We start from the raw sequence: 12,157 nt of genomic DNA on the forward strand, positions 1-12,157 counted from the left end.
TGCCGATCGCCATGGAAGAGAAGCTGCGCTTCGCCATCCGTGAAGGCGGCCGCACCGTCGGTGCCGGCATCGTCGTCACCATCAAAGAGTAATTTGGACTTAAACCGATCTGTCGCGGGCGCGGGAGTTGCCCGCGCCGCGCCAGAACAAGGAAGTGACGCATGAACGGACAGAATATCCGCATCCGCCTTAAGGCGTTTGACCACCGCGTGCTCGACGCCTCGACGAAGGAAATCGTGTCGACGGCCAAGCGTACCGGTGCAAACGTCCGCGGCCCCATTCCGCTGCCGACGCGGATCGAAAAGTTCACGGTCAACCGGTCGCCTCACGTCGACAAGAAGAGCCGCGAGCAGTTCGAGATGCGCACGCACAAGCGTCTGCTCGACATCGTCGATCCGACCCCGCAGACGGTCGATGCTTTGATGAAGCTCGATCTGGCCGCCGGCGTCGACGTCGAGATCAAGCTCTAAGGGAATGAGAGCGCGGTAAGGGGCGGTGCCCCTGGCCCGGAACTCTAAAGGAATTGAACCGATGCGTTCAGGTGTGATTGCAAAAAAGGTGGGAATGACCCGCATCTATAACGATGCCGGGGAACATGTTCCCGTCACCGTTCTCCTGATGGAGAACTGCCAGGTCGTGGCCCAGCGCACGCAAGAGAAGAATGGCTACACCGCCGTTCAGCTCGGCGTTGGCCTTGCCAAGGTGAAGAACACGTCGAAGGCGATGCGCGGCCATTTCGCGACCGCTTCCGTCGAGCCGAAGGCGAAGGTCGCCGAGTTCCGCGTCTCCGCCGACAACATGATCGATGTCGGCGCGGAGATCACCGTCGAGCACTTCGTCGCCGGCCAGAAGGTCGATGTGACGGGCACGACGATCGGCAAGGGTTTTCAGGGCGTCATTAAGCGCCACCACATGGGCGGTGGCCGTGCGACGCACGGTAACTCGGTTTCGCACCGTACGCACGGTTCGACCGGCCAGCGCCAGGACCCGGGCAAGGTGTTCAAGGGCAAGCATATGGCTGGCCACATGGGCGACACCCGCGTCACCACGCAGAATGTCGAGATCGTATCGACCGACGCCGACCGCGGCCTGATCCTGATCCGCGGTGCGGTTCCCGGATCGAAGGGCGCCTGGATCCTGGTCCGCGATGCGGCCAAGGTGGCACTGCCGGCCAATGCGCCGAAGCCTGCCGCGATCCGCGCCGTTGCTGCCGAAAGTGGCGCCAAGAACGAGGCTCCGGCCACAGAGGGAGCGGAATAATGGATCTCAAGATCACAACGCTGGGCGGCAAGGACGCCGGCAAGGTGGAACTCTCCGACGAGATTTTCGGCCTTGATCCGCGCGAAGACATCCTGCAGCGCGTCGTGCGCTGGCAGCTTGCCAAGAAGCAGCAGGGCACGCACAAGACCAAGGGTCGCGCCGAGATCGCGCGCACCGGCGCCAAGATGTACAAGCAGAAGGGTACGGGCCGCGCCCGTCACCATTCGGCACGCGCTCCGCAGTTCCGCGGCGGCGGCAAGGCCCACGGCCCGGTCGTTCGCAGCCACGAGCACGAACTGCCGAAGAAGGTTCGTGCTCTCGGCCTCAAGCATGCTCTCTCGGCCAAGGCCAAGAGCGCGTCGATCATCATCATCGACGAGCTGAAGCTGACCGAGGCCAAGACGAAGGCGCTGATCGCGAATTTCGCGACGCTGGGCCTGACCAACGCTTTGCTGATCGGCGGCGCCGAGCTTGACAAGAACTTCAAGCTGGCGGCGACGAACATCCCCAACATCGACGTGCTGCCCATCCAGGGCATCAACGTCTACGACATTCTGCGCCGCGGCACGCTGGTCCTTTCGAAGGCCGCCGTCGAGGCTCTCGAGGAGCGTTTTAAATGACCGACCTTCGTCATTACGACGTGATCGTCTCGCCGGCGATCACCGAAAAGTCGACCATGGCCTCCGAGCAGAACAAGGTCGTCTTCAACGTCGCCAAGAAGGCGTCGAAGCCGGAAATCAAGGCCGCCGTCGAAGCGCTGTTCGGCGTCAAGGTGATGGCCGTGAACACGCTTGTCCGCAAGGGCAAGATCAAGCGCTTCCGTGGCACGGTTGGCCGCCAGAGCGACGTCAAGAAGGCGGTTGTGACGCTGGCCGATGGCCAGTCGATCGACGTCGCGACGGGTCTCTGAGCAAGGCCGCGAGGACAGAACAATGGCACTGAAAAAATTCAACCCGGTAACGCCCAGCACCCGTCAGCTGGTCATCGTCGACCGCTCGGGCCTCTACAAGGGCAAGCCCGTCAAGGGTCTGACCGAAGGCCTGACCAAGTCGGGCGGCCGCAACAATCATGGTCGCATCACCGCCCGCTTCATCGGCGGTGGTCACAAGCGTTCGTACCGCATCATCGACTTCAAGCGCCGCAAGTTCGACGTCGTCGGCACGGTCGAGCGCATTGAATACGATCCGAACCGCACCGCTTTCATCGCGCTGATCAAGTATGATGATGGCGAGCTGTCCTACATCATCGCTCCGCAGCGTCTGGCTCCCGGCGACAAGATCGTGTCCGGTGAATCGGTCGACGTGAAGCCGGGCAATGCGATGCCGCTGGCTTCGATGCCGGTCGGCACCATCGTCCACAACATCGAGCTGAAGCCGGGCAAGGGCGCTCAGGTCGCCCGTTCGGCAGGTGGTTACGGTCAGCTGGTCGGTCGTGACCAGGGCATGGCGATCCTGCGCCTCAATTCGGGCGAGCAGCGTGTCGTTCACGGCTCCTGCATGGCCACTGTTGGCGCCGTGTCCAATCCGGACCACGGCAACATCAATGACGGCAAGGCCGGTCGCACGGTTTGGCGTGGCAAGCGCCCGCACAATCGCGGCGTGACCATGAACCCGGTCGACCATCCGCACGGCGGCGGCGAAGGCCGCACCTCGGGTGGCCGCCATCCGGTTTCGCCCTGGGGCAAGCCGACCAAGGGCAAGAAGACGCGGTCCAACAAGGCGACCGACAAGTTCATCCTGCGCTCGCGCCATCAGCGCAAGAGCTAAGAAGAGGTAACGCCAAGTGACTCGTTCGATTTGGAAAGGCCCCTTCATTGACGGCTACCTTCTCAAGAAGGTGGACAAGGTTCGTGAAGGTGGTCGCAATGAGGTGATCAAGATGTGGAGCCGTCGCTCCACCATCCTGCCGCAGTTCGTCGGCTTCACCTTCGGTGTCTACAACGGCCAGAAGCATGTTCCCGTCTCGGTGAACGAGGACATGGTCGGTCACAAGTTCGGTGAATTCGCTCCGACCCGGACCTATTACGGTCACGGCGCGGATAAGAAGGCGAAGAGGAAATAATCATGGGCAAGGCCAAAGCTCCGCGCAGGCTTGCTGATAACGAAGCGCGCGCCGTATTGCGCACGATCCGTATCAGCCCGCAGAAGCTCAACCTCGTTGCCGCGCTGATCCGCGGCAAGAAGGTCGCGACAGCGCTTTCCGATCTCGAATTCTCGGCCAAGCGGATTTCCGGCACGGTCAAGAAGACGCTGGAATCGGCAATCGCCAACGCGGAAAACAACCACGACCTGGATGTCGATGCACTGATCGTGGCGGAAGCCTATGTCGGCAAGTCGATCGTCATGAAGCGGTTCCATGCCCGTGGCCGCGGTCGCGCCAGCCGTATCGAGAAGCCGTTCTCGCACCTCACGATCGTCGTTCGTGAAGTCGAAGAAAAAGGGGAGGCCGCATAATGGGCCAGAAAGTCAATCCGATCGGTCTTCGCCTCGGCATCAACCGCACCTGGGATTCGCGCTGGTTCGCGAACACCGGCGAGTACGGCAAGCTGCTGCATGAGGACATCAAGATCCGCAAGTATCTCGAGAAGGAGCTCAAGCAGGCTGCCATCTCGAAGGTCGTGATCGAGCGTCCGCACAAGAAGTGCCGTGTCACCATCCACGCTGCGCGCCCGGGCCTGATCATCGGCAAGAAGGGCGCCGACATCGAGAAGCTTCGCAAGAAGCTGATGGAGATGACGAAGTCCGAGACGCACCTTAACATCGTTGAAGTGCGCAAGCCGGAGATCGACGCGACCCTGGTCGCCCAGTCGATCGCCCAGCAGCTCGAGCGTCGTATCGCGTTCCGCCGCGCCATGAAGCGCGCCGTTCAGTCGGCGATGCGCCTCGGTGCCGAAGGCATCCGCATCAACTGCGCCGGCCGCCTCGGCGGCGCCGAGATCGCGCGCATGGAATGGTATCGCGAAGGCCGCGTGCCGCTGCATACGCTGCGTGCGGACGTCGACTACGGTACGGCCGAAGCGCACACGGCTTATGGCATCTGCGGCGTCAAGGTCTGGGTGTTCAAGGGCGAAATCCTTGAGCATGACCCGATGGCTTCGGAGCGTCGGGCCAGCGAAAGCGATGCAGCGCATGGCGGTGGTGGTGATCGCGAACGCGGTCGTCGTCGCGAAAACGCCTGAGACATTTAGGAATTTGGAGTTAGAACGATGCTGCAGCCAAAGCGCACAAAGTTCCGCAAGCAGTTCAAGGGCCGTATCCATGGTACCGCAAAGGGCGGCACCAACCTGGATTTCGGTGGTTTCGGGCTGAAGGCGCTTGAGCCGAACCGCGTCACCGCACGTGAGATCGAGGCGGCCCGCCGCGCGATCACGCGTGAAATGAAGCGCGCTGGTCGCGTCTGGATCCGTATTTTCCCGGACGTGCCGGTCACTTCGAAGCCGACCGAAGTCCGCATGGGTAAGGGCAAGGGTGCGGTCGACTACTGGGCGGCGCGCGTCAAGCCGGGCCGTATCATGTTCGAGATCGACGGCGTCAATGAAGAAACCGCCCGTGAGGCACTGCGTCTCGGCGCGGCCAAGCTCTCGGTCAAGACGCGCTTTGTGCAGCGCATCGCAGAATAAGGACGGGCTGATCATGAAAGCCGAAGACATCCGGACCAAGACCCAGGACCAGCTGACCGACGACCTGGCCAGCCTGAAGAAGGAGCAGTTCAACCTGCGCTTCCAGAAGGCCACCGGCCAGCTCGAGAAGACCGCGCGCGTGAGACAGGTCCGTAAGGATATTGCGCGTATCAAGACCATCGCTGCGGAAAAGTCCGCGGCTAAGAAGGCTTAAGGACGAAAACCATGCCAAAGCGCATTCTGCAGGGCACCGTCGTCAGCGACAAGAACGAGAAGACGGTTGTCGTCAAGGTCGAACGGCGCTTCACGCATCCCGTGATGAAGAAGACCGTGCGCATGACCAAGAAGTACAAGGCGCACGACGAGAACAACGCCCACAAGGTAGGCGATCAGGTGTTCATCCAGGAATCGAAGCCGATTTCCAAGGACAAGCGCTGGATCGTCGTGTCTTCGGACCAAGCCTGACCTCGGGCGTAAACAACGAATTTTGGACAGACCGGGGAGGGGCTTTGAGCCCATCCCGTTAGAAGAGAAGAAGGCGGCCAGTCATGATTCAGATGCAAACAAACCTCGACGTCGCGGATAATTCCGGCGCCCGTCGTGTCATGTGCATCAAGGTGCTGGGCGGCTCGAAGCGGAAATACGCTTCCGTGGGCGACATCATCGTGGTGTCGATCAAGGAAGCCATTCCGCGCGGCCGCGTGAAGAAGGGCGATGTGATGAAGGCGGTCGTGGTTCGCACGGCCAAGGACATCCGCCGCCCGGACGGCAGCGTGATCCGTTTCGACAAGAACGCGGCCGTTCTCGTCGACAACAAGAAAGAGCCGATCGGCACGCGTATCTTCGGACCGGTTCCGCGCGAACTCCGCGCCAAGAACCACATGAAGATCATCTCGCTCGCGCCTGAAGTGCTGTAAGGAGCCGGACCAATGCAAAAGATTAGAAAAGGCGACAAGGTCGTCGTGCTGGCCGGCAAGGACAAGGGCCGTTCGGGCGAAGTCCTCTCGGTGCAGCCGAAGGAAGACACCGCGCTGGTGCGCGGCGTCAACATGATCCGCCGTCACCAGAAGCAGTCCCAGTCCCAAGAGGGCGGGATCATCACCAAGGAAGCGCCGATCCAGCTGTCGAACATCGCGCTGGCCGACCCCAAGGATGGCAAGCCGACCCGCGTCGGCTTCATCTTCCAGAAGGACGGCAAGAAGGTGCGCGTCGCCAAGCGCTCGGGAGAAGTCATCAATGGCTAAGGCTCAAACCACGAAGCCCAAGGCTGAAAGCAAACAGTCCAAGGCTCAGAACACGCCGCGCCTCAAGCAGGTCTACAACGAGACCATCCGCAAGGCGCTGCAGGAACAGTTCGGCTACGACAACGAGATGCAGGTTCCGCGCATCGACAAGATCGTGCTGAACATGGGCGTTGGCGAAGCGACCGCCGATTCGAAGAAGCCTTCGATCGCGGCCGAAGACCTGGCGATGATCGCCGGCCAGAAGGCCGTCGTCACCCGCGCCCGCAATTCGATCGCCGGCTTCAAGGTCCGCGAGAAGATGCCGATCGGTGCCAAGGTCACGTTGCGCAAGGAACGCATGTACGAGTTCCTCGACCGCCTCGTGAACATCGCACTGCCGCGCGTCCGCGACTTTCGCGGACTGAATCCGAAGAGCTTCGATGGCCGTGGCAACTACGCCATGGGCATCAAGGAACACATCGTGTTCCCGGAGATCAACTACGACAAGGTTGATCAGATCTGGGGCATGGACGTCATCGTTTGTACGACTGCGAAGACGGACGACGAAGCCAGGGCGTTGCTCAAGGCCTTCAACTTCCCCTTCCGCCAGTAACGGCAGCGAGAAAAGGAAAAATCTGAAATGGCAAAGACCAGCTCAGTCGAGAAGAACAACAGGCGCCGCAAGCTTGCTGACCAGTACGGTCCCAAGCGGGCTGCGCTCAAGGCGATCATCATGGATCAGTCCAAGCCGATGGAAGAGCGCTTCCGCGCTCAGCTCAAGCTTGCCGCCATGCCGCGCAACTCGGCCAAGATCCGCATCCGCAACCGCTGCGAAGTCACCGGCCGTCCGCGCGCCTACTATCGCAAGCTCAAAGTATCGCGCATCGCGCTTCGTGATCTCGGCAATAACGGCCAGATCCCGGGCCTGGTCAAGTCGAGCTGGTAAGGAGGACATAACATGTCATTGAGCGATCCTCTCGGCGATATGCTGACCCGCATCCGCAACGCGTATGGCCGCAAGAAGTCGAGCGTTTCGACGCCGGCTTCGCGTCTGCGCACCCGCGTCCTCGACGTGCTGAAGGCTGAAGGCTATATCCGCGATTACAGCCAGACCGACTTCGACAACGGCAAGTCCGAAATCGAGATCGAGCTGAAGTATTTCGACGGCGCGCCGGTCGTGCGCGAAATCGCCCGCGTCTCGAAGCCAGGCCGCCGCGTCTATGTTTCGGCCAAGTCGATCCCGCAGGTCGCCAACGGCCTCGGCATCGCCATCCTTTCGACACCGAAGGGCGTGATGGCCGACCATGAAGCACGTGAACAGAACGTCGGCGGTGAGATCCTCTGCCAGATCTTCTGATCTGGCAGTTGACCGCAAAGTGGAATCCGGTCTTCGGATCGTTCCCGAAGACAGAGACCTGAAACAAGAGAAGTGACGAGGACAACAAAATGTCTCGTATTGGAAAGAAACCCGTTTCGCTGCCGCAGGGCGTGACCGCGACCGTCAACGGCCAGACCGTGACGGCGAAGGGCCCCAAGGGTGAGCTGAAGTTCGTGGTAAACGACGAAGTGCTGGTCAAGATGGAAGGCAGCGAGATCGCTGTCCAGCCGCGCGACCAGACCAAGACCGCCCGCTCCAAGTGGGGCATGTCGCGCACGCAGATCGTCAACATCCTGCAGGGCGTCAAGGACGGTTTCGAGAAGAAGCTCGAGATCACCGGCGTCGGCTATCGCGCGGCACTTCAGGGCAAGAACCTGCAGCTGGCGCTTGGCTTCAGCCATGACGTCGTCTATGAGACGCCGCAGGGCATCACCATCACGGTGCCGAAGCCGACTGAAATCACCGTGGCCGGCATCGACAAGCAGCAGGTCGGCCAGGTTGCGGCCGAGATCCGCGAGTATCGTGGTCCGGAGCCCTACAAGGGCAAGGGCGTCCGCTATGCTGGCGAGAAGATCGTCCGCAAGGAAGGCAAGAAGAAGTAGTGGGCCTGGCCTCGAGAGGTTGAAGACTTTTCGGAAAAGGCCAAGCCAGGAAGTGTAACGCCGCGGGGAGCGGTCGCGGGAGGCGCTTTCGCCTACCGCATATGGCGGCCCCCGTTTTTTGAAGGCAAGGAAGACCATCATGGGTACCAAGGAATCCACGCAGCGCCGCGCGCAGCGCGTCCGTCGTCAGATCAAGAAGGTCGCCGGCGAGCGCCCGCGTCTGTCGGTCCACCGCACGTCGAAGAACATCTACGTGCAGGTCATCGACGACGCCAAGGGCCACACCATCGCTGCCGCTTCGACGCTCGAGAAGGACCTCAAGGGTTCGCTCAAGACCGGCGCCGACACCGCCGCCGCGACCGCGATCGGCAAGCTGATCGCCGAGCGCGCCACCAAGGCCGGCGTCAAGGAAGTCGTCTTCGACCGCGGCGCCTACATCTATCACGGCCGCGTCAAGGCGCTCGCCGAGGCTGCCCGCGAAGGTGGCTTGAGCTTCTAAGCATAGTCCCGAAAAGTTGCAGACTTTTCGGATAGGGATTATGCGAAGGAATTGATTTCGCCCCCGGTGACCGTTCCCGATTTATTCGGGGCGAGGCACCGGATCTTATCAGCAACCGTGCTTCCGGAAAAAAACAAGGAACAGGATATGGCACAGGAACGTAGGGATGGCGGCCGCGGCCGCGATCGTGAAGAACGCGATGACGGCATGGTGGACAAGCTCGTCCACATCAACCGCGTCGCCAAGGTCGTCAAGGGCGGCCGTCGCTTCGGTTTTGCAGCACTCGTCGTCGTCGGCGACCAGAAGGGCCGCGTCGGCTTTGGTCACGGCAAGGCGCGCGAAGTGCCGGAAGCTATCCGCAAGGCAACTGAATCGGCCAAGCGCGACATGATCTTCGTGCCGCTGCGCTCGGGCCGTACGCTGCACCATGACGTCGAAGGACGCTGGGGCGCCGGACGCGTGCTGCTGCGCGCTGCCAAGCAAGGTACCGGCATCATCGCCGGTGGCCCGATGCGCGCTGTCTTCGAGACGCTCGGCATGCATGACGTGGTCGCCAAGTCGATGGGTTCGTCGAACCCCTACAACATGGTTCGCGCCACATTCGACGCGCTGAAGAGCCAGATGCATCCCAAGGATGTGGCTGCTGCTCGCGGCATCAAGTATTCGACCCTTCAGGCCCGCCGCGGCACCGCCGTTGCGGCTGAAGAATAGTCGATCTGACCAGGGATTTTGACCATGGCCAAGAAAGCAACCAAGACCATCACCGTTGAGCAGATCGGTTCGCCGATCCGCCGCCCGAAGGAACAGCGCGCAACGCTGGTCGGCCTCGGCCTCAACAAGATGCACAAGCAGCGCACGCTGGAAGATACGCCCTCCGTGCGCGGCATGATCGCTGCCGTCCAGCATCTCGTCCGCGTCGTGGACGAGGGCTGAGCCAGAGCGCAGGAGAACTCAGATGAAACTCAACGATCTGCGTGACAAGGACGGCGCGACGCACTCCAAGAAGCGTCTCGGCCGTGGTATCGGCTCCGGCTCCGGCAAGACCGGCGGTCGCGGCGTCAAGGGCCAAAAGGCGCGCTCCGGCGTCGCCATCAACGGCTTCGAAGGCGGCCAGATGCCGCTCTACCGGCGCCTGCCGAAGCGTGGCTTCAACAACATCTTCGCCAAGAGCTTCACCGTCGTGTCGCTGGCCCGCATTCAGGTGGCCATCGACGCCAAGAAGCTCGATGCCAAGGCGACCGTGACGGCTGAATCGCTGGTTGCCGCCGGCGTCATCCGCCGCGTCAAGGACGGCGTGCGCATCCTCTCGGACGGCGAGATCAAGGCGAAGCTCGCCTTTGACGTCGCCGGCGCCTCCAAGGCCGCGATCGAAAAGATCGAAAAGGCCGGCGGTTCGGTCAAGCTGCCGCAGGAAAAGGCAGCCGCCGAGTAACGGCAATTTGAAGCGCGATCGGCAAGAGTTGGATCCGTTTTTGCTCACGATTGCGCTTTGATCTGCTCAACGAGGCGGCCGCGTCAACGCGGCCGCTTGCATGTTTAGAGCCCGGAGCTTATCTCGTGAGCTTCGGTGAAACGCGCCGCCTGACCTCAGGGCCATCAAGCGTTACCAAGCGGAGAATCAGGCATGGCTTCGGCTGCTGAACAATTAGCCTCGAATCTGAATTTCTCGGCCTTCGCCAAGGCGGAGGATTTGAAGAAGCGCATCTGGTTCACGATCGGCGCGCTGCTCGTCTATCGCCTCGGCACCTACATCCCGCTTCCTGGTATCAATCCCGACGCCTTCGCCCAGGCATTCTCTTCGCAGAGCAAGGGCGTGCTTGGCATGTTCAACATGTTCGCCGGCGGCGCCGTGCAGCGCATGGCGATCTTTGCGCTCGGCATCATGCCTTACATCTCCGCGTCCATCATCATGCAGCTGATGACCTCGGTCATCCCGTCACTGGAAGCGCTGAAGAAGGAAGGCGAACAGGGCCGCAAGGTCATCAACCAATACACGCGCTACGGCACCGTGCTGCTTGCGCTGGTTCAGGCCTATGGCATTTCTGTCGGTCTGGAAGGCGGCAACGGCATCGTCAGCGATCCCGGCATGTTCTTCCGCATCTCGACCGTTGTCACGCTGGTCGGCGGCACCATGTTCCTGATGTGGCTGGGCGAGCAGATAACCGCGCGCGGCATCGGCAACGGCATTTCGCTGATCATCTTCTCCGGCATCGTCGCCGGCCTGCCGCACGCCATCTCCGGCACGCTGGAGCTTGGCCGCACCGGCGCGCTGTCGACCGGCCTGATCCTGGCGATCATCGTGCTGGCCGTCGTCGTCATCGCACTCATCGTGTTCTTCGAGCGCGCCCAGCGCCGCTTGCTGATCCAGTATCCGAAGCGCCAGGTCGGCAACCGCATGTTCCAGGGCGATACCTCGCATCTGCCGCTGAAGCTCAACACGTCGGGTGTCATTCCGCCGATCTTCGCCTCGTCGCTGCTGTTGCTGCCGGCCACCGTCGCGGGTTTCTCGCAGACGACCAACATGCCGGCCTGGGCAAGCACCATTCTGGCTGCACTCGGACATGGCCAGCCGCTCTACATGGCATTCTATGCGGCGATGATCGCGTTCTTCGCTTTCTTCTACACTGCGATTGTCTTCAACCCGAAGGACACCGCCGACCAGCTCAAGAAGCATTCAGGCTTCATCCCGGGTTATCGTCCGGGCGAGCGCACCGCCGATTACATCGATTACGTTCTCACCCGCATCACCGTCGTCGGCGCCATCTATCTGGTGCTGGTGTGCCTGCTGCCGGAGTTCCTGATCTCGGCGACTGGCGTACCATTCTACCTTGGTGGCACATCGCTTCTGATCGTGGTCAGTGTCACGCTCGATACGGTTGCGCAGATTCAGGGCCACCTGATCGCGCACCAGTATGAAGGCCTGATCAAGAAGTCGAAGCTGCGCGGGGGGAAGAAAGCCAGATGAGGTTGATATTGCTTGGGCCGCCAGGAGCGGGCAAGGGGACGCAAGCACAAAGACTGGTAGAAAAACACGGCATACCCCAGCTCTCGACGGGCGACATGCTGCGTGCTGCCGTCCAGGCAGGCACCGAAGTCGGCAAGCGCGCCAAGGCGGTGATGGATGCCGGTGAACTGGTGTCCGATGCGATCGTCAACGCGATCGTCGCCGAGCGTATCGATCAGCCCGACTGCGCCAAGGGGTTCATCCTCGACGGCTATCCGCGGACCCTGGTGCAGGCGGATGCGGTCGAGCAGATGCTGTTGGATCGCTCCCAGGCCCTCGACGCCGTCATTGAGCTCGTGGTCGACGACAAGGCCCTGGTCGGCCGGATCGTCAAGCGCGCCGACGAGGCGCAGGCAGCCGGCCTTCCCGTTCGCAAGGACGACAACCCGACGGTGTTCGAAGAGCGCCTGAGGGAATACTACAAGAAGACGTCGCCGCTGATTGGCTACTACTATGCCAAGGGCAAGCTCCGCAGTGTCGACGGCATGGCCGATATCGACGCCGTGACGGAACAGATCGAAGCGGTGCTCAAGGACGCAGTGCGGGGAAATTAACGATTGCACTTGACGGAA

24 protein-coding genes are annotated in these 12,157 nt (G+C 61.6%); all 24 read left to right on the forward strand.

Translation table 11 applies throughout. The features are described 5' to 3' along the window. A partial coding sequence (locus NKJ00_RS30380; RefSeq protein WP_023785181.1) for an EF-Tu C-terminal domain-related protein occupies positions 1-92 on the forward strand: 92 nt, incomplete at its 5' end. Positions 93-161: 69 nt separating this feature from the next. Continuing rightward, positions 162-470, forward strand: coding sequence for a 30S ribosomal protein S10 (gene rpsJ / locus NKJ00_RS30385; RefSeq protein ID WP_010909272.1), 309 nt, complete (start codon positions 162-164; stop codon positions 468-470). Positions 471-531: 61 nt separating this feature from the next. After that, the gene (gene rplC / locus NKJ00_RS30390; RefSeq protein WP_013531422.1) at positions 532-1,260 is read left to right on the forward strand and encodes a 50S ribosomal protein L3; all 729 of its coding nucleotides are present in this window, start codon (positions 532-534) and stop codon (positions 1,258-1,260) included. Further along, entirely contained in the window at positions 1,260-1,880 is a 621-nt protein-coding gene (gene rplD / locus NKJ00_RS30395) for a 50S ribosomal protein L4 (protein ID WP_013531423.1), read from the forward strand. Before rplC ends, rplD begins: the two co-directional genes overlap by 1 nt. Further along, positions 1,877-2,170 carry a 50S ribosomal protein L23 gene (locus tag NKJ00_RS30400; RefSeq protein WP_013531424.1) on the forward strand — a complete coding sequence of 98 codons (294 nt, stop codon included), beginning with the start codon at positions 1,877-1,879 and terminating at the stop codon, positions 2,168-2,170. The genes rplD and NKJ00_RS30400 overlap by 4 nt, the downstream gene beginning before the upstream one ends. A 22-nt stretch (positions 2,171-2,192) precedes the next feature. Next, positions 2,193-3,026: a 50S ribosomal protein L2 gene (gene rplB, locus NKJ00_RS30405; RefSeq protein ID WP_024505067.1), complete on the forward strand. Its 834-nt coding sequence runs from the start codon at positions 2,193-2,195 to the stop codon at positions 3,024-3,026. 16 nt (positions 3,027-3,042) lie between these two features. Beyond that, positions 3,043-3,321: a 30S ribosomal protein S19 gene (gene rpsS / locus NKJ00_RS30410; protein ID WP_006205463.1), complete on the forward strand. Its 279-nt coding sequence runs from the start codon at positions 3,043-3,045 to the stop codon at positions 3,319-3,321. Between the two features lie 2 nt (positions 3,322-3,323). Further along, positions 3,324-3,713 carry a 50S ribosomal protein L22 gene (rplV, locus tag NKJ00_RS30415; protein WP_006205462.1) on the forward strand — a complete coding sequence of 130 codons (390 nt, stop codon included), beginning with the start codon at positions 3,324-3,326 and terminating at the stop codon, positions 3,711-3,713. Beyond that, positions 3,713-4,438 (forward strand): 30S ribosomal protein S3, encoded by a 726-nt coding sequence (gene rpsC / locus NKJ00_RS30420; protein WP_013531426.1) that lies wholly within the window; start codon positions 3,713-3,715, stop codon positions 4,436-4,438. The genes rplV and rpsC overlap by 1 nt, the downstream gene beginning before the upstream one ends. Before the next feature lie 27 nt (positions 4,439-4,465). Then, positions 4,466-4,879, forward strand: a complete 414-nt coding sequence (gene rplP, locus NKJ00_RS30425) for a 50S ribosomal protein L16 (protein ID WP_013531427.1) — start codon at positions 4,466-4,468, stop codon at positions 4,877-4,879. A 13-nt stretch (positions 4,880-4,892) separates the two neighbouring features. Next, positions 4,893-5,093, forward strand: coding sequence for a 50S ribosomal protein L29 (rpmC, locus tag NKJ00_RS30430; RefSeq protein ID WP_006205459.1), 201 nt, complete (start codon positions 4,893-4,895; stop codon positions 5,091-5,093). 11 nt (positions 5,094-5,104) lie between these two features. Next, positions 5,105-5,344: a 30S ribosomal protein S17 gene (gene rpsQ / locus NKJ00_RS30435; RefSeq protein WP_010909280.1), complete on the forward strand. Its 240-nt coding sequence runs from the start codon at positions 5,105-5,107 to the stop codon at positions 5,342-5,344. A gap of 83 nt (positions 5,345-5,427) precedes the next feature. Next, a complete protein-coding gene (gene rplN, locus NKJ00_RS30440; RefSeq protein ID WP_006205457.1) occupies positions 5,428-5,796 on the forward strand; it encodes a 50S ribosomal protein L14 in 369 nt (122 codons plus the stop codon). A 12-nt stretch (positions 5,797-5,808) separates the two neighbouring features. After that, positions 5,809-6,123, forward strand: coding sequence for a 50S ribosomal protein L24 (gene rplX, locus NKJ00_RS30445; RefSeq protein WP_013531428.1), 315 nt, complete (start codon positions 5,809-5,811; stop codon positions 6,121-6,123). Further along, positions 6,116-6,715 carry a 50S ribosomal protein L5 gene (rplE, locus tag NKJ00_RS30450; RefSeq protein WP_013531429.1) on the forward strand — a complete coding sequence of 200 codons (600 nt, stop codon included), beginning with the start codon at positions 6,116-6,118 and terminating at the stop codon, positions 6,713-6,715. The genes rplX and rplE overlap by 8 nt, the downstream gene beginning before the upstream one ends. A gap of 27 nt (positions 6,716-6,742) precedes the next feature. Further along, positions 6,743-7,048: a 30S ribosomal protein S14 gene (gene rpsN, locus NKJ00_RS30455; protein WP_013895695.1), complete on the forward strand. Its 306-nt coding sequence runs from the start codon at positions 6,743-6,745 to the stop codon at positions 7,046-7,048. Between the two features lie 12 nt (positions 7,049-7,060). Further along, positions 7,061-7,459, forward strand: coding sequence for a 30S ribosomal protein S8 (gene rpsH, locus NKJ00_RS30460; protein WP_013531431.1), 399 nt, complete (start codon positions 7,061-7,063; stop codon positions 7,457-7,459). A gap of 89 nt (positions 7,460-7,548) precedes the next feature. Beyond that, positions 7,549-8,082 (forward strand): 50S ribosomal protein L6, encoded by a 534-nt coding sequence (rplF, locus tag NKJ00_RS30465; protein WP_013531432.1) that lies wholly within the window; start codon positions 7,549-7,551, stop codon positions 8,080-8,082. A 139-nt stretch (positions 8,083-8,221) separates the two neighbouring features. Then, entirely contained in the window at positions 8,222-8,581 is a 360-nt protein-coding gene (gene rplR / locus NKJ00_RS30470; protein WP_023812084.1) for a 50S ribosomal protein L18, read from the forward strand. A gap of 147 nt (positions 8,582-8,728) precedes the next feature. Then, the gene (rpsE, locus tag NKJ00_RS30475) at positions 8,729-9,292 is read left to right on the forward strand and encodes a 30S ribosomal protein S5 (RefSeq protein WP_006333394.1); all 564 of its coding nucleotides are present in this window, start codon (positions 8,729-8,731) and stop codon (positions 9,290-9,292) included. A 24-nt stretch (positions 9,293-9,316) separates the two neighbouring features. Next, positions 9,317-9,514, forward strand: a complete 198-nt coding sequence (gene rpmD, locus NKJ00_RS30480; RefSeq protein WP_006205449.1) for a 50S ribosomal protein L30 — start codon at positions 9,317-9,319, stop codon at positions 9,512-9,514. A 22-nt stretch (positions 9,515-9,536) separates the two neighbouring features. Further along, complete coding sequence (rplO, locus tag NKJ00_RS30485) at positions 9,537-10,013, forward strand: 50S ribosomal protein L15 (RefSeq protein WP_013531434.1); 477 nt, start codon at positions 9,537-9,539, stop codon at positions 10,011-10,013. Positions 10,014-10,205: 192 nt separating this feature from the next. Further along, positions 10,206-11,546 carry a preprotein translocase subunit SecY gene (gene secY, locus NKJ00_RS30490; RefSeq protein ID WP_023812083.1) on the forward strand — a complete coding sequence of 447 codons (1,341 nt, stop codon included), beginning with the start codon at positions 10,206-10,208 and terminating at the stop codon, positions 11,544-11,546. Next, on the forward strand, positions 11,543-12,139 hold the full coding sequence (locus NKJ00_RS30495; RefSeq protein WP_023812082.1) for an adenylate kinase: 597 nt from the start codon (positions 11,543-11,545) through the stop codon (positions 12,137-12,139). The genes secY and NKJ00_RS30495 overlap by 4 nt, the downstream gene beginning before the upstream one ends. Positions 12,140-12,157: the final 18 nt, after the last annotated feature.

Origin of the sequence: Mesorhizobium sp. M0227 (assembly GCF_040321855.1) — a bacterium.
Taxonomy (GTDB): domain Bacteria; phylum Pseudomonadota; class Alphaproteobacteria; order Rhizobiales; family Rhizobiaceae; genus Mesorhizobium.